The following is a 15,395-nucleotide window of genomic DNA, read 5'->3' as shown; positions in this document are numbered from 1 at the left end:
AAACCACTGGCCTGCAGGGAGATACGCCTCGCTCTGGAACCACCGACCGAGAAGCGGACCCGCCAAAGGTTAGGCTAACCGTATATGGTCGATGCGTGAGGGTACGCATCGCCACGCGCACCGCAGTTGTCCGCTATGAGAGGTGAGCACACATGGAATCGACTGCCGTTGCCGAGTCCGCAGGGACTTCGGCGGACCTCCCGCCGGGCACGCCGTTCGTTCTGTCCCGCCCGCACGGCACCGTGATCGCCGACGGCGTCCGCACCGGTTACGACTCCGCCAGCGCCGCCGCCGCGGCCCTCCGGAGCGGCGCCGCGACCTCGGTGGTCGGCGCGCTCGCCTTCGACCCGTCACATCCCGCCGCGCTGATCGCACCACAGACGCTGCATCATCACCCGGGAAGCTGGACCCCTCGTCCGCAGGCCCTCCCGCACGTGCGCGCCGGCAAGTCGATTCCCCCGGAGGACGAGCACGTCGCCCGGGTCGCCGCCGCCATTCACGTGCTGCGGGAACCCGAGGCCACACTGCACAAGGTGGTGCTCGCCCGATCGGTAGTCCTGCACACCGACGAACCGCTGCATCCGCACGCTGTGCTCGCGCAACTTGTGGCGAACGACCTCGGCGGCAACGGCTTCAGCGTCGATCTCAGCGCCGCAGGCACCGGCTGGGCGGGACGGCACCTCGTCGGGTCGAGTCCCGAAGTGCTCATCCGTCGCCGCGGCGACACCGTGACCTGCCATCCTCTCGCCGGCTCCGCTCCCCGGCACACCGATCCGGAGATCGACCGGCTGACCGCGGAGAACCTCGCGTCGTCGGAGAAGAATCTGCGCGAGCACGCCCTCGTCGTCGAAGCACTGCGAGCGAGCCTCGAACCGTTCTGCACCGAACTCGACATCCCGGACCGGCCCACCCTCACCAGCACACCGCAACTGTGGCATCTCGGCACGCCCGTGTCGGGACGGCTGCGGGACCGCTCGGTGACCGCACTGGACCTCGCCGTCGCCGTGCACCCGACCCCCGCCGTGTGCGGCACCCCCACCGACGCCGCGCGGGCGCTGATCGGCGAACTCGAGGGCGACCGCGGCTTCTACGCCGGCGCCGTGGGCTGGGCCGACGCCGACGGTGACGGCGAATGGATGGTCACCATCCGGTGCGCGCGGATCGACGCCGACCGCACCACCGTCACGGCGTACGCCGGCGGCGGCATCGTCGCCGCATCCGAACCGGACGACGAACTCGCCGAGACCACAACCAAACTGGACACCGTCCTCACCGCACTGGGGCTCCCCCGATGAGCGGCACGACACTGGTCGTCGGGGCAGCCCAGGGCATCGGGCGGGCCACGGCCGTCACACTGTCGCGGTCCGGCCACCGCCTGGTGCTGCTCGACCGTGACGCCGACGGCCTCGCCGCCACCGCGGCACTGCTCGACACCCCGCCGCTCGGCATCGCCGTCACCGACATCCGCGACACCGTCGCCGTCACCGACACCGTCCGCCGGATCGAGGACGAGCACGGTCCCGTCACCGCACTCGCACACGTGGCAGGTGTACTCGAGACCGGCTCGGTTCTCGACGCCGATCCCGCGAGCTGGCAGCGCGTGTTCGACGTCAACGTCACCGGCCTCGTCAACGTGCTGCGGGCGGTCGGCACCGGAATGCGTGAGCGTGCAGCCGGTTCCATCGTCGTGGTCGGTTCCAACGCCGCGGGCGTCCCCCGTACCGGAATGGGCGCGTACGGCGCGTCCAAGGCCGCCGTCTCGATGATCGTCCGGGTGCTCGGCCTCGAACTGGCCGAATACGGGATCCGCGCCAACATCGTCGCCCCCGGCTCGACGGACACCGCAATGCAGCGTTCGCTGTGGTCGGACCCCGCCGACGACACCGGAGCGCGCGGAGCGATCGACGGAGACCTGGGCACGTTCAAGGTCGGTATCCCGCTGGGCCGCATCGCCGACGCCGCCGACATCGCGGACTCCGTCGAGTTCCTCCTGTCGGAGCGGGCGCGTCACATCACCATGCAGGCGCTCTACGTCGACGGCGGCGCTACCCTCCGAGCCTGACGACCCGAACAGCCATGCCCGTGAAAGGACTTTCGATGACCACGAGCGTTCGCGCTCCCCTGGAGAGCACCGTCGGCTATCCCGCCGACCTCGCCGCACGCTACCGTGACGCCGGGTACTGGACGGACGAGACGTTCCAGCAGTTCCTGGAGGTCCGCGCCGAGCAATTCGGGGACGCGATCGCCGTGACCGGACCGGATGCGTCCGGGGTCGACCGTGCCCTCACCTACCGGGAACTGTCCGACCGCGCCGACCGGCTCGCCGCCGGGCTGCAGTCGTCGGGGGTGCAGCCCGGCGACCGCGTGGTGGTGCAGCTGCCGAACATCGTCGAGTACGTCGAGGTGATCTTCGCGGTCTTCCGACTGGGCGCACTGCCGGTGTTCGCGCTGCCCGCGCACCGCGCCCAGGAGATCTCCTACTTCTGCAGCTTCACCGACGCCGCGACCTACGTCGTCACCGATACGCACGCCGGATTCGACTACCGCACACTCGCCCGCGACGTGGTGTCGTCCGCCGAGAATCCGCCGAGGATCATCGTGGCCGGGGACGCGGAGGAGTTCACGTCACTCGACGAACTGCGGGCGGCGGAACCGATCTCGGACGAGCCGGCGGTGGGTCCGGAATCCGTGGCGTTCCTGCAGCTCTCGGGCGGAACCACCGGGGTGTCGAAGCTGATCCCGCGTACGCACACCGACTACCTGTACTCGGTGCGCGAATCGGACCGCATCTGCGGCATCGACGAGAGCACCCGCATGCTCGTCGTTCTGCCTGCGGCGCACAATTTTCCGATGAGCTCACCGGGCATCCTCGGCGTACTGCACGCCGGCGGTCGCGTGGTGCTCGCGCCGGATCCGAGTCCCGACACCGCGTTCGCTCTCATCGAGCGGGAGGGCGTCACGCTTGCGTCGCTGGTGCCGCCGCTCGCGTTGGCGTGGCTGGCCGCCAGTGGTCGCACGGAACGGGACATCTCGAGCCTCGAGGTGCTGCAGGTGGGCGGTGCCAAGTTCAGCGCCGAGGCGGCGAAGCGGGTCCGCCCCGAACTCGGGTGCACGCTGCAGCAGGTCTTCGGGATGGCGGAGGGACTGGTCAACTACACCCGGCTCGACGACCCGGAAGACACGATCGTCACCACCCAGGGCAGACCGATCAGCCCCGACGACGAGGTCCGGGTGGTCGACGACCACGGCGAGCCCGTCCCGAACGGCACGTCCGGCCATCTGCTCACCCGCGGGCCGTACACCATCCGTGGGTATTACCGGGCTCCCGAACACAATTCGACGGCCTTCACCGAGGACGGCTTCTACCGCACCGGCGACATCGTCCGGCTCACGGACGACGGCTACCTCGTGGTCGAGGGCCGCGCGAAGGATCAGATCAACCGCGGTGGCGAGAAGGTGGCCGCGGAAGAGGTCGAGAACCATCTACTCGCACACCCCACCGTCGCCGACGTCGCGGTGGTGTCGATGCCCGACCCGTATCTCGGCGAGCGGAGTTGCGCGTTCGTCGTGGTCCAGGGTGAGCAGCCGAAGGCCGTCGAACTCAAGAAGTTCGTCCGCAGCCGGGGACTCGCCGAGTACAAGGTGCCGGACAAGGTGGTGTTCGTCGACGAGTTCCCGGTCACCGGCGTCGGCAAGATCAGCAAGTCCGACCTGCGCCGGGCACTGGAGAAGACGTTCGTGACTTCGTAACCCGACCCGGCTATCGGGACAGTCTCCCCAGCAGCGCGGACGCGACGGCGATCCCGAGCACCGCGGCTGCCACAAGGACCCCGAAGTCCAGCCAGTAGTTCGTCGGCTGGCCGATCAGCAGCCCCCTGAGTGCGGACACCTCGTAACTCAGGGGGTTGACGCGGCTGATCGCCTGGACCCACCCCGGCATGAGTTCCACCGGGTACAGCGCGTTCGACGCGAAGAACAGCGGCATCGTGATCGCCTGCCCGATCCCCATCAGCCGGTCACGTTTGAGCACCACCCCGGCGATGGCCACCGACAGGCACGAGAAGAACGCCGCTCCCAGCACCACGACCACGACGACACCCAGAAGGCGCACCGGATTCCACGTCATTCCGACGCCGAGCAGCGCAGCCACGACCACGACGACCACGGCCTGGGCCACCGCGCGGACACCGGCCGCGAACGCCTTACCCGTCACGAGAGCGGCACGCGGAGTGGGTGTCACGAGCAGTTTGGTCAGGACCCCGGCATCGCGTTCCCAGATGATCTGGATGCCGTAGAAGATCGCGACGAACAGCGCCGACTGGGCGATGATGCCCGGCGCCAGATAGTCCAGGTAGGGGACGTCGCCGGTCGGGATCGCGCGGATGCGGCTGAACGTCTCCCCGAAGATGACCAGCCACAGGATCGGCTGGATCGCACGGGTCACCAACTCCGTTCGATCGTGGCGGAGCTTCTGCAGCTCGACCAGGCAGAACGTGACGATCCGCGACAACAACCGGAGCACACCCCGGGTCGGCGCTTCAGCCCATACGGCGGGCAGTGCGGCGGGCGCTACGGACATCCCGGAGCCCTCCCTTCTCGTCGGCGGTGAGACTGTCACCGGTGAAGTGGCGGAAGACATCGTCGAGCGTCGCGTCGGGCCCCAGTTCGGCGACGAGTCCGGACGGGGAACCGACCGCCCGCAATTCGCCGCGGTGCATCAGTGCGACCCGATCACACAGCGCCTCGGCCTCTTCCATGTAGTGGGTGGTGAGCAGGACCGTCATCCCGTACTGCTTCTGCATCTCGGTGACGCGGGTCCACACCGAATCCCGCGCGACCGGATCGAGCCCGACCGTCGGTTCGTCGAGCACCAGCAACGACGGCCGGTTGACCAACGCCTGCGCGAGTTCGAGGCGCCGGACCATGCCGCCCGAGAAACTCGACGCCACCCGGTCGGCGACATCGGAGAGATCCACCATCTCCAGCACCTCGTCCACCCGGCGCCGGCGTTCGGACCGGGGTACGTCGTAGAGGCGGGCGAACCACGACACGTTCTCACGGGCGGTGACCGCGCCTTCGATCGACAACTGTTGCGGCACATACCCGAGCAGCCGTCGCACGGCCATGGCCTGGGTGCGCACGTCGAACCCGAAGATGCTCACGTCACCGCCCTGCAGCGGAAGAAGCGTGTTGAGCAGTCGGATCGTGGTGGTCTTCCCCGCCCCGTTGGGGCCGAGAAGGCCGAAGCACTCCCCCGCCTCGATCGCGAGGCTCAGGTCCTTCACCGCGGCGTAGTCCCCGAACGAGTACGTCACGTGCGACAGTTCCAGCGCGTCGTGGGACGGCCGCTGTCGTGCGGCGGTCTGCGCCTTGCGGAACATCATCTGACGACCTCCTGATCGCTCTGCCCGGCCTGATCCGGGTGGAGTGCTCCGGCGAGGCGGGTGATGGCGGGAATGGCGGATTCGATGGCCTGCCTGTCCGCGCGGCTCAGTCCGTCGAATGCGGCCGCGACCTCGATGTTGCGGCGGTCGCGCCAGCGCTCGACCTGCGACCGCGCCTCGTCGGTGAGCGCCAGGCGGGCAACGCGGCGGTCGGACTCGTCCCGCACCCGTTCGACCAGCCCGGCGTCGGTGAGTTGCCGCACAAGGGTGGAGACGGTGTTCGCCGCGAGGCCCAGGGCCGCCGCGGCCTCCGCGACGGACGTGCCGGGCCTGCGGCGGAGCAGGCGCACCAACTCCACCTGCGACCCCGTCAACGGTGTCTCCGGCCACGGCCGCCCGACCCGACGGCGCGTGTGCCGGCGCAGCAATCCGATTGCGGCGAAGAGCTGTTCGGCAGGCGCCGAGTGGTCGGGTGCCTCGTTCTGTGCCATACATTCAATATAGCTCTGTTTCAGAGGTATTACGAGGGCGGCTACGCTCGGGCGTGCAACCGAGTTCGGATGACCGAGGGTAACGAGGGAGACATCTGCATGTGCCTGGTCCTGTTCGCCTGGCATACCCGCCCCGATCTCCCCCTCGTCGTCGCGGCCAACCGCGACGAGTTCTACGCCCGCCCCGCCGAACCGCTGAGCAGGTGGGACGACGGGTTCGTCGCGGGCCGCGATCTGCTCGCCGGCGGCACCTGGATGGGCATCGCCGACTCCCTGCGATTCGCGGCCGTCACCAACGTCCGCGACGGCGCCCCCGCGACCGGGACACGGTCCCGCGGTGCCCTGCCCGTCGACTTCCTCCGCGGCGGGCTGTCACCCGCCGATCACGCCGAACAGGTGGCGGCGACGGGCGCCGAGTACGGCAGCTTCAACCTGCTCGTCGGCGACCCCACGGAACTGTGGTGGGCCACCAACCGGCCCCACGGCCGACGGCAGCGGGTGGAACCCGGCGTCCACGGCCTCTCCAACGCCGAACTCGACACGCCGTGGCCGAAGGTGACCGGCGGCAAGCAGGCGTTCGCCGCCGCCCTCGCCGCCGACGACGGCAGCCCCGAGGCAGATCCGGGGGCATACTTCGACGTGCTCGCCGACAGCGACCCCGCACCGTGGGAATCGCTGCCCGACACGGGCATCGAACCCGAACTCGAACGCGCCCTCTCGTCCCGGTTCATTCACTACGGCGAATATGGAACGCGGGCGTCCACGCTGCTGCGGGTCCGGCCGGACGGCACCTTCGACATCACCGAACGACGGTTCGACGAGAACGGCCCCACCGGCGAGGTCCGCTTCCCCGCACGTGAGTGACAAAGTGTGCTCCCGCACGCTTTGCCACTCACGTCAGGTGAGGGAGGAACGGATGACGCCCGCCGTCTGATCGAGCGCGATCCGGCTCGGCGACTTCGGCATTCCGCGCAGCCCGAACCCGTCACCAGCAGTCCGGGGAACCACATGCAGGTGGACGTGGAACACCTCCTGGCCGGCGGCGATCCCGTCGGCCAGGAACAGGTTGACGCCCTCAGCCCGCATCGGCCCGTGGCGCAGCGCGGTCGCGATGCGCTGCCCCACCGCGAACACCGCCGCGCCGTCGCCCGGGTCGAGGTCGGCGAGCCCGCTCGCGTGCCGCTTCGGGACCACCAGCAGGTGTCCGGACGTCCACGGCCGGATGTCCATGAACGCCATCACGTCGTCGTCCTCGTGCACGACACTGGCGTCGGATCGACCCGACACGATCTCGCAGAAAATGCAGTTCACGGGGTAGGCACCTCCGGTGCTTGTGCGCCTTTTCGGTAGTCCCCGCTACCAAAAAGGCGCACGGGCGCTACGCGCCTACAGGATCGGGGACGGCTGGTAGGCGGCTGCCTCGGGGTCGGAGTCGACGAGCTTCTGCACCTGCGCGACGACCGTGGCGGCCTGCGCTTCGGCGGCACCGATGAATGCCTTCTTGTCGGCGAGGGCCTCGTCGAGGGCGGCCCGGTCGAGGGGCAGGCGGTCGTCGGCGGCGAGGCGGTCGAGGAGGTCGGGCTCCCTGCCTTCCTCGCGCATCGCCAGCGCGACGGCGACGGCGTGTTCCTTGATGACCTCGTGCGCCGTCTCCCGGCCCACTCCGGCCCGCACCAGGGCCATCAGGACCTTGGTCGTGGCGAGGAACGGCAGGTACCGGGTGAGTTCCTTCTCGATGACGGCGGGGTAGGCGCCGAATTCGGCGAGCACCGTCAGGAACGTCTCGATCAGTCCGTCGATCGCGAAGAACGCGTCCGGCAGCGCGACGCGGCGCACCACCGAGCAGAACACGTCGCCCTCGTTCCATTGCGCGCCCGCGAGCTCGGCGCCCATGGACGCGTACCCGCGCAGCACGACCTGCAGTCCGTTGACGCGCTCGCAGGAACGGGTGTTCATCTTGTGCGGCATCGCGGACGACCCGACCTGGCCGGGCTGGAAGCCCTCGGTGACCAGTTCGTGGCCGGCCATCAGGCGGATGGTGTGCGCGAACGACGACGGCCCGGCCGCCACCTGTACCAGCGCGGACAGCACGTCGTGGTCCAGCGACCGCGGGTACACCTGGCCGACGCTCGTGAACACGTGGGAGAAGCCGAGGTGCTCGGCGACCTTCTGCTCCAGCGCCTCCAGCTTGGACGCGTCGCCGTCGAGGAGGTCGAGCATGTCCTGCGCGGTGCCCATGGGGCCCTTGATGCCGCGCAGCGGGTAGCGGTCGATCAGCTCGCGCAGCCGGGTGAGCGCGACGAGCAGTTCGTCGGCGGCGGACGCGAACCGCTTGCCCAGCGTGGTGGCCTGCGCCGCGACGTTGTGCGACCGGCCTGCCATGACGAGGCTGCCGTACTCGGCGGCCCGCTCGGCCAGCCGGGCCGCGACCGCGACTCCGTGCGCGTGCACGTGCTCGAGCGACCGCAGGATCTGCAACTGCTCGACGTTCTCGGTGAGGTCGCGGCTGGTCAGACCCTTGTGAACCTGCTCGTGCCCGGCGAGTGCGTTGAATTCCTCGATGCGGGCCTTCACGTCGTGGCGCGTGACGCGCTCACGGTCGGCGATCGAGTCGAGGTCCACCTGCTCGAGCACCCGCTCGTAGTCGGCGAGCGCCTCGGCCGGCACGTCGATCCCGAGTTCCGCCTGGGCACGCAGCACGGCGAGCCACAGCTGACGCTCGAGGACGATCTTGTGCTCGGGCGACCACAACTCGACGAGTTCGGGGCTGGCGTAACGGTTGGCAAGGACGTTCGGGATGCGGCTCACGAGTCCTCAGTTTACGGCGGTCCTACAGCTCGACGTGGTCCGGCCGGTCCAGGGCCGGCGCGACGACGTCGACGACGTCGAGCAGCATGGCCCGGGCGAGGGCCCGCAGGTCGGGGTCGTGTTCGCCGAGCGCGGTCACCAGGGCTCCGTCGACGACGGCGACGAGCCGCCGGAGTTGCTCCTGCCGGACGTCGCGGTCGGAGCGTCGCAGGGCCTCGGTGAGTACGTCGTCGAGTTGCGCGCGCAACCGCAACTGCACCTCGCGCAGTTCGGGGCGACGCGCGCAGGCCGTGAACCGCTCGTACCGGGAGATCAGCCTCTCGCGGCAGTCCTCACTGATCAGGGCCGGTCCGACGAGGAGATCGAGGAGGAGGTCGACGGTGGATTCGCGGCCGCGGCGCCGGTGCGTGACGTCGTCGACGCGACCGCGCATGACCGCGAGATCACGGTTGCCGTTGCATTCGACGGCCTTCGCGATCAGGTCGTCCAGCGACTCGAAGTAGTAGGTGGTCGACGCGAGCGGAAGGTCGGCCCGGGTGGCCACCGAGCGGTGCCGGACCGCGTCGAATCCGCCCTCGAGCAACAGATCGGCGGCGGCCTCGACCAGCGCCTGTCGGCGCCGTTCGCCCTTCGGAGTTGCCGCAGATGACACCAATTCATCCTGCCAGCCGCGGGCGCCGAACCAGGGCAAATTGGACGACAGACCGCGAAGTATATGGGCGGTCGAGACCACCCGCGTAGCGTCGGGACCATGCGGGTGTCGGTGCGGATGCTGGCCCTGGGATGTGCGGCGATCGCGCCGCTCGGACTGGTGTCGGCGTGCGGATCCCGGGGTGGCCCCGCACCGGATCCGGACACCTCGTCAGCGGCCACGTACACCGCCGCGGCGTGCCCGTCCCCGAACGTCTCCGGGGTGCCGCAGCTGGACCTCGGACCCGGCTTCAGCTGCGGCACCCTGACCGTGCCGGAGGACCGATCGCGTCCGGACGGCCGCCGGATCGAACTGGCCGTGACGCGACTGGCTGCCGCGTCTCCGACCCCGCGACCCGACCCGCTCGTCTATCTGACGGGAGGTCCGGGCGGGCCCGCGCTCGCGAGCGCCGCCCAGGTGGAGCCGCTCGGGCTGAACCGCGACCGCGACGTCCTGTTCCTCGCCCAGCGCGGCACCATGCACTCCGACCCGTTCCTGCCGTGCCCCGAGATCGACGAGTTCCAGTCGGCTCAGACGGGTCTGAGTCCGCTCGATCCGGCGACCGCGCCGCAGGGCGTCCAGGCCACCCGGTCGTGCCGCGACCGCGTGGCCGGCGGCGGCCACGACCTGGGCGCGTACGACACCACCGCGAACGCCGCCGACGTCGCGGATCTGCGGGTGGCGCTCGGCCTCGACGAGTGGAACGTCTACGGCGTCTCGTACGGCACCGACCTCGCGCTGACTCTGCTCCGCGACCACCCGGACGGCATCCGCAGCGTCGTACTGGACTCGGTGGTGCCGACGCAGAGCAACATCATCGAGGGCTTCTGGCCGGGCGCCGCCGAGGGATACCGCGCACTGTTCGACGCGTGCGCGGCTCAGCCGGCATGCGCCGCCGCCTACCCCGGACTGCAGGACGAATTCACCAGGACCGTGAACCGGTTGGCCGCCGCGCCGCTGACCGTCGAACTGTCCGGCAGGCGCGTCGTCCTCGACGGGTACACCTTCGCGAATCTGGTGATCCAGCAGAGCCTGGCGCCGGGGAACTACGCCGGACTACCCGCGCTCATCCACTCGACCGCCACCGGCGATGGCGTCCCGGCCGCCACCGCGCTGCTCGGCACGGTGACACCGCCGGGCCTCATCGGCTACGGGCTGACGTTCGGGGTGTTCTGCGGTGAGCAGACGTCGTTCACCGACAGTGAGCAGGTTGCCGCCACCGCGAAGCGGGCGCTCCCGGACTTCCCGGACCCCGTGCTGTCGCTGGTGCCGCAGGCGGCCCGGATCTTCGACGACTGCGACGTCTGGGACGTGCCCGCATCCGACGCCCGCGTGCACGAGCCCACGGCGAGCGACGTGCCGACGCTGCTCCTCACCGGGTCGCTCGACGCCGTCACCCCGCCGTCGCGGGCGCGCACCGCGGCCGAATCCCTGTCTCGGTCCGAGGTCCTCGAGTTCCCCGGACTGGGCCACGACGTGCTGCAGTCCTCGGACTGCGCCCCGGCCGTCACGGTCAGCTTCCTCGAGAAGCCGGCCGGCGGCTCCGACACGAGTTGCCTCGCGCGAGTACAGATGCCGGCCTTCACGACCGGATGAGCACCGGAGGCCGGCAGGCGAGGCGACGGAGCCGCAGGGCCATCGTCACCAGCGCCGGGAACGTCAAGATGAGCAGGGTGCCGCGCTGGAGAAGACCGGCGACGTCGTGCAGCGGGGCACCCTCCGGCATCGCGAACCGGCCCAGCATCACGAAGCATCCCAGGCCGAGCACCCCGGCGACCCCGACGTACCGTGCCAGGCCGCGCCATCGCGGATCGGCGGCGAACCGGCGCGACAGCACCACCAGTGCCAGGGCGCTGCAGGAGAAGAACGTGACCCCCGCGATCACATGGTTGCCGGGGTCGTACGCGTTCCCGGCCGCGTCCTCCCGCAACGGAAACATGGCGGCGAGAACCAGTCCCACCGCCGCGCCGCCGAGGAGAGCCGGTCCCGCCCAGCCGAACCGCGTCGCCGCGATGCCGCGGTGCAGTCCGACCGCGAAGATCGTCAGTAGGGCAGCGAACAGCACGAAGTTCGCCTGCTGGATCCACCCGCTCGGGTCGGCCTCGAGAGCACTGACGGGTTCGGCGATCGGGCTGTAGTCGTCTCGCAGGAACGTCTCCTGGAGGACGAACCCGACGGTGAAGACGAGCGGACCCGCCACGCCCGCACCGGCAGCCCACCGCTGGAAGCCGGGACGCGACATGAGAACTGACGTAGTGACCATGGCATCGACGCTAGAGCGGCGTCACCACAAGGACATCGGACAATTCACCCATCTCGCGCCGAGCGGACCATGGGTCGTTCTACCCACGCTCAGTTGTCGGGAAGGACGGCTCCGGTGGAGGCGTCGACGTTCACGTCGTAGTCCCAGCCCTTGGCGTCGCGGATGTGAATGTGCCACACCGTCTTACCGTCCCGGTGTTGCTCCTCGGCGTTCGCGACCGTGCCGCCCGGGACCGTCGCGACCGCGATCTGCTCCGCCTGCTCCTGGGTGACCGCCCCGCCGGCGGGAGGAGCGGGTGCGGGTGCAGGTGCCGCGGTGGTCCCCCCGTTCTGGTTCTCGGGCACCACCGCGCCGGTCGCCGCATCGACGTCGACGTCGTAGTCGTAGCCCCGTGTGTCGCGGATGTGGACGTGCCACACCGCCTTACCGTCCCGGAGTTGTTGCTCGGAGTTCGCGACCGTGCCGCCCGGGACTGCCCCGATCGCGATCTGCTCCGCCTGTTCCTTGGTGATCGCTGCTGCCGCCACCGTCCCGGTGGACGACGTCGTCGTTGCAGCAGCCGTCGTCACACTGGTGGTCGACGAGGTGTCACCGCTGTCGGAACCGCATCCGCCCAGCAGCAGCGCGGAGGCCGCGACAACTGGGATCAGGCTCGCGCATCGCACAATTCTGGTGGTCATCGTGGCTCCTCGATCGCTCGACGGCGTCAACCTGCCTGTCAGAGTACGGGAGCGACAACCGACCTCGCGGTAGTTTTCACTTCGGAGCCCAGGGCGTCACCACGCCCGGCACGACCGCCTGCCGAAGCCACGCCGGGCCAGCACCAGCCAGACGATGGGCAGGAAGACGAGCGGGGGGACGCGGACCAGGGCGACCCACAGGATCGCGGCGAGCACGGCCACCACGAACACGAGAACACGCAGTGCCGCCGCCTCCCGTCCCGGATCGCGGCGCACACGCTCGGGTTCGGCGCCGAAGCGCGGCTTCTGGGGCAAGTCCGCGAAGAGCGGCGCGAGGTCGGCGGCGGTCTTGGCGAGGTACGCCTGGCGCACCCTCGCGTCGAACTCGTCGGTCTCGAGCCGTCCGGCTGCGAAATGTTCCGCGAGTGCCGCCGCGGCTTGCTCCCGTTCCACGGTCCCGATGCGGACTCCGCCGGGAACGGGTGGCTGTGGATGACTGATGTCGCTCATGTCGTCGCCTCAGGGCCGGTGTGTAACACTGTAATCCTAGCCACAGTGTAGGCCTTCTACTCCTGGTCGTGCCCGTGGAAACCTTCCCGGCGCTGCTCCTCGGCCCGTTCCCGGCACCGCCGCACGAACTCCGCCTCCTCCGGGTCGGCGGGCAGCCGATCACCCTGGTCCTTCTGCGGCCGTCCGGCGACGAGCCACAACACCGAGCCGACGAGCGGAAGCAGCAGCACGATCACCAGCCAGCCCTCCTTCGAGAGGCTTCGGAACTGGTCGTCGTCGGTGGTGATGGCGTCGGCGAAGCACAGAACCCACAACACGAATGCGAACAACGCGATGTACAGCATCGCCGTTCTCCTTGCCTGGCACGCCCGAACACGCAGTGCGCCCAAGTCCATCGAACAACTGCTGCGGCGGCGCCGCAAGAGCCGTGGTCGGGCAACTCCGGCTACAGCCAGCGACCCAGGCGCACCAGTGATTCCCGGACCTCGGCGGTGGAGCCGGCGAACGACAGCCGGACCGTCCGGTCGCCGTGGACGGTGTCGAAATCGATGCCCGGGGCCAGTGCCAGACCGGTGTCCTGCAGCAGTCGTGAACACCATTCCGTCGACGTCGTGCCGTGGGATCCGCCGAGCAGGTGCCCGATGTCGGCGTACACGTAGAACGCGCCGTCGGCGGGCGCCAGGTCCGTGATGCCCAGTTCCGGGAGACCGGTGAGCAGCAGCTCCCGGTTGACGGCGTAGCGCTGGACGTGGCCGTCGAGCTCGGCCCTGGATTCCTCGGTGAACGCGGCGATCGCCGCGTACTGGGAGATGGCCGGCGGGCACACCGTCATGTTCGAGGCCAGGCGCTGCAACGGCCGGCGCAGTCCCTCGGGGACCAGCATCCAGCCCAGCCGCCAGCCCGTCATCGAGAAGTACTTGGACACCGATCCGACGACGACGGATTCGCGCGACGTCTCCCACGAGCTGGTCATCACCTGCTCGCCGTATCCGATGCCGTGGTAGATCTCGTCGGAGATCAGCAGCGTCCCGTGGTCGTCGCACCAGCGGGCGAGGGCGGCCAGTTCGTCGGGGTCGATGACCGTGCCGGTGGGGTTGGCGGGGCTGGCGACGATCAGTCCGGCCGGCGGTTCGGGCAGGGCGTCGAGCATCGCGACCGTCGGCTGGAAGCGGGTGTCTGCTCCGCAATCGATCTCGATGACGGTGCAACCGAGCGCGGCGAGCGTGTTCCGGTAGGCCGGGTAGCCGGGGCGGGCCACCACGACGGTGTCGCCGACGTCGAAGGCGGCGAGGAACAGCAGCGTGAACGCACCCGAGGATCCGGTGGTCACGACGACGTCCTCGGCGTCGACGTCGATACCGGACTTGGACGAGTGGTACCCGGCGATCGCCTCCCGCAGCGGCAGGATCCCGAACGTCTCCGTGTAGCCGAGCAGGTGCCCGTCGAGCACTTCCCGCGTGGCGCGGAGTACCGGCTGCGGCGCGGGCGTGGACGGCTGCCCCGCCGCGAGCGTCAGCACGTCACCGTGGGTGCGCTGACGTTCGGTGGCCGCCTTCCACACGTCCATCACGTGGAAGGTTTGGATGTTGGACCGCTGGGATTCGGGACGCACCCCTTGACGCTAGCGTGACGCGCTCACTGCCCCGCCAACGCGTCCCGCTGCGACTCCACCGTCTCCCGGATCGCCCCCACCACCGCCGCGACCTCCGGTCGGCGCAACGACTCGGGTCGCGCCACGAGCCAGTAGGCCAGCGTGGCCTCGACCTGCCCGGGTAGCACCCGCACGAGGTCGTCGTGGCGGTCGGCCATGAAGCATGGCAGCAACCCGATACCCGCCGACGCCCGGGTTGCCTCGACGTGTACGAACACGTTGGTCGACGTCACCGATTCGCGCATGGACACGGTGAGGCGGCGTGCGAGGTCGAGTTCGTCGACCTGCAGCATCGAGTCGATGAAGTAGACGAGTGAATGATCGGCCAGATCTCCCACCTGCCTCGGGGTGCCGTGTTCGGACAGGTACGACTTCGCGCCGTACAGGCCGAGGGTGTAGTCGGCCAGCCACAGCGCCTCCGCACGGTGCACCTGTGGCTTGCCCACGACGATCTCGATGTCGAGCCCAGAGCGATGTTGCGAGGCCCGGCGGGTGATCGCGACGATCTCCACGGACACCTCGGGGTGTCTGCTGCGGATCAGCGCGCCGGCGGGTGCCGCGATGTAGGCGCTGAACCCGTCGGTCGCCGATACCCGGACCACGCCCTTCAGGTGGTCGGCGCGGCCGGGTTCGGCGACGAGTCCGTGGACGGCGGCCTCCACGCGTTCGGCCGCGGTCAGCGCCTGCCGCCCGAGGTCGGTGAGTTCCCACCCGCCGGCGGCCTTCACGAGTACCCGGCCGCCGAGGCTTTTCTCCAGACTCGCGATCCGACGCGAGATGGTCGTGTGGTTGACACCCAGGTCGTCGGCGGCGGTGTTGAAGCGGCCGGTCCGCCCCACTGCCAGCAGTACGAGCAGGTCGTCGGCGCTGGGCATGGCTGTTCCGGAGGTCATTTCTGCATATTTGCACATGCCGAC

General features: G+C 69.7%; 17 protein-coding genes. 5 read left to right on the top strand and 12 right to left on the bottom strand.

The genetic code is table 11. The annotated features are described in order from the left end of the window. Window positions 1-152 precede the first annotated feature (152 nt). The 3 genes from ACFWAY_RS01795 to ACFWAY_RS01785 are packed head-to-tail and all read left to right on the top strand — an operon-like array spanning window position 153 to window position 3,750. On the top strand, window positions 153-1,295 hold the full coding sequence (locus ACFWAY_RS01795; protein ID WP_378509656.1) for an isochorismate synthase MenF: 1,143 nt from the start codon (window positions 153-155) through the stop codon (window positions 1,293-1,295). Then, window positions 1,292-2,062: an SDR family oxidoreductase gene (locus ACFWAY_RS01790; RefSeq protein WP_378451079.1), complete on the top strand. Its 771-nt coding sequence runs from the start codon at window positions 1,292-1,294 to the stop codon at window positions 2,060-2,062. Before ACFWAY_RS01795 ends, ACFWAY_RS01790 begins: the two co-directional genes overlap by 4 nt. 35 nt (window positions 2,063-2,097) lie before the next feature. Beyond that, the gene (locus ACFWAY_RS01785) at window positions 2,098-3,750 is read left to right on the top strand and encodes a (2,3-dihydroxybenzoyl)adenylate synthase (RefSeq protein ID WP_378509655.1); all 1,653 of its coding nucleotides are present in this window, start codon (window positions 2,098-2,100) and stop codon (window positions 3,748-3,750) included. Window positions 3,751-3,760: 10 nt separating this feature from the next. Here the strand turns inward: ACFWAY_RS01785 and ACFWAY_RS01780 are convergent, their stop codons facing one another. Genes ACFWAY_RS01780 through ACFWAY_RS01770 form a run of 3 tightly spaced genes read right to left on the bottom strand, consistent with a single transcriptional unit; the run spans window position 3,761 to window position 5,875 of the window. After that, window positions 3,761-4,579 carry an ABC transporter permease gene (locus ACFWAY_RS01780; protein WP_378509654.1) on the bottom strand — a complete coding sequence of 273 codons (819 nt, stop codon included), beginning with the start codon at window positions 4,577-4,579 and terminating at the stop codon, window positions 3,761-3,763. After that, on the bottom strand, window positions 4,539-5,384 hold the full coding sequence (locus ACFWAY_RS01775; RefSeq protein WP_378509653.1) for an ABC transporter ATP-binding protein: 846 nt from the start codon (window positions 5,382-5,384) through the stop codon (window positions 4,539-4,541). Before ACFWAY_RS01775 ends, ACFWAY_RS01780 begins: the two co-directional genes overlap by 41 nt. Then, entirely contained in the window at window positions 5,381-5,875 is a 495-nt protein-coding gene (locus tag ACFWAY_RS01770) for a MarR family winged helix-turn-helix transcriptional regulator (protein WP_378451076.1), read from the bottom strand. The genes ACFWAY_RS01775 and ACFWAY_RS01770 overlap by 4 nt, the downstream gene beginning before the upstream one ends. 99 nt (window positions 5,876-5,974) lie before the next feature. Between ACFWAY_RS01770 and ACFWAY_RS01765 the strand changes: the two genes are divergently transcribed. Further along, complete coding sequence (locus ACFWAY_RS01765) at window positions 5,975-6,739, top strand: NRDE family protein (protein WP_378509738.1); 765 nt, start codon at window positions 5,975-5,977, stop codon at window positions 6,737-6,739. A 33-nt stretch (window positions 6,740-6,772) separates the two neighbouring features. Here ACFWAY_RS01765 and ACFWAY_RS01760 read toward each other — a convergent pair whose 3' ends face one another. The 3 genes from ACFWAY_RS01760 to ACFWAY_RS01750 form a co-directional block, all read right to left on the bottom strand. Continuing rightward, complete coding sequence (locus tag ACFWAY_RS01760; protein WP_378451075.1) at window positions 6,773-7,186, bottom strand: HIT family protein; 414 nt, start codon at window positions 7,184-7,186, stop codon at window positions 6,773-6,775. Between the two features lie 75 nt (window positions 7,187-7,261). Then, complete coding sequence (gene purB, locus ACFWAY_RS01755) at window positions 7,262-8,683, bottom strand: adenylosuccinate lyase (protein WP_378509652.1); 1,422 nt, start codon at window positions 8,681-8,683, stop codon at window positions 7,262-7,264. Between the two features lie 22 nt (window positions 8,684-8,705). Continuing rightward, on the bottom strand, window positions 8,706-9,335 hold the full coding sequence (locus tag ACFWAY_RS01750; protein ID WP_005254889.1) for a TetR/AcrR family transcriptional regulator: 630 nt from the start codon (window positions 9,333-9,335) through the stop codon (window positions 8,706-8,708). 99 nt (window positions 9,336-9,434) lie between these two features. Between ACFWAY_RS01750 and ACFWAY_RS01745 the strand changes: the two genes are divergently transcribed. Beyond that, entirely contained in the window at window positions 9,435-10,970 is a 1,536-nt protein-coding gene (locus ACFWAY_RS01745) for an alpha/beta fold hydrolase (RefSeq protein ID WP_378509651.1), read from the top strand. On the opposite strand, the gene ACFWAY_RS01740 is transcribed toward ACFWAY_RS01745, so the two are convergent. The 6 genes from ACFWAY_RS01740 to ACFWAY_RS01715 form a co-directional block, all read right to left on the bottom strand. Then, on the bottom strand, window positions 10,957-11,637 hold the full coding sequence (locus tag ACFWAY_RS01740; RefSeq protein WP_378509650.1) for a DUF998 domain-containing protein: 681 nt from the start codon (window positions 11,635-11,637) through the stop codon (window positions 10,957-10,959). The two genes, ACFWAY_RS01745 and ACFWAY_RS01740, sit on opposite strands and share 14 nt — an antisense overlap. A gap of 89 nt (window positions 11,638-11,726) precedes the next feature. Continuing rightward, a complete protein-coding gene (locus ACFWAY_RS01735) occupies window positions 11,727-12,317 on the bottom strand; it encodes a PepSY domain-containing protein (RefSeq protein ID WP_378509649.1) in 591 nt (196 codons plus the stop codon). 96 nt (window positions 12,318-12,413) lie between these two features. After that, complete coding sequence (locus ACFWAY_RS01730; protein WP_378451070.1) at window positions 12,414-12,827, bottom strand: DUF1707 domain-containing protein; 414 nt, start codon at window positions 12,825-12,827, stop codon at window positions 12,414-12,416. Window positions 12,828-12,883: 56 nt separating this feature from the next. Further along, entirely contained in the window at window positions 12,884-13,171 is a 288-nt protein-coding gene (locus ACFWAY_RS01725) for a PLDc N-terminal domain-containing protein (RefSeq protein WP_378451069.1), read from the bottom strand. A 101-nt stretch (window positions 13,172-13,272) separates the two neighbouring features. Beyond that, complete coding sequence (locus ACFWAY_RS01720; protein ID WP_378509648.1) at window positions 13,273-14,439, bottom strand: pyridoxal phosphate-dependent aminotransferase; 1,167 nt, start codon at window positions 14,437-14,439, stop codon at window positions 13,273-13,275. A gap of 23 nt (window positions 14,440-14,462) precedes the next feature. Further along, on the bottom strand, window positions 14,463-15,371 hold the full coding sequence (locus tag ACFWAY_RS01715; RefSeq protein ID WP_378451067.1) for a LysR family transcriptional regulator: 909 nt from the start codon (window positions 15,369-15,371) through the stop codon (window positions 14,463-14,465). Between the last annotated feature and the right edge of the window lie 24 nt (window positions 15,372-15,395).

Origin of the sequence: Rhodococcus sp. NPDC059968 (genome assembly GCF_042738615.1) — a bacterium.
GTDB lineage: Bacteria > Actinomycetota > Actinomycetes > Mycobacteriales > Mycobacteriaceae > Rhodococcus_F.
This window is presented reverse-complemented; position numbering and strand designations above follow the sequence as displayed.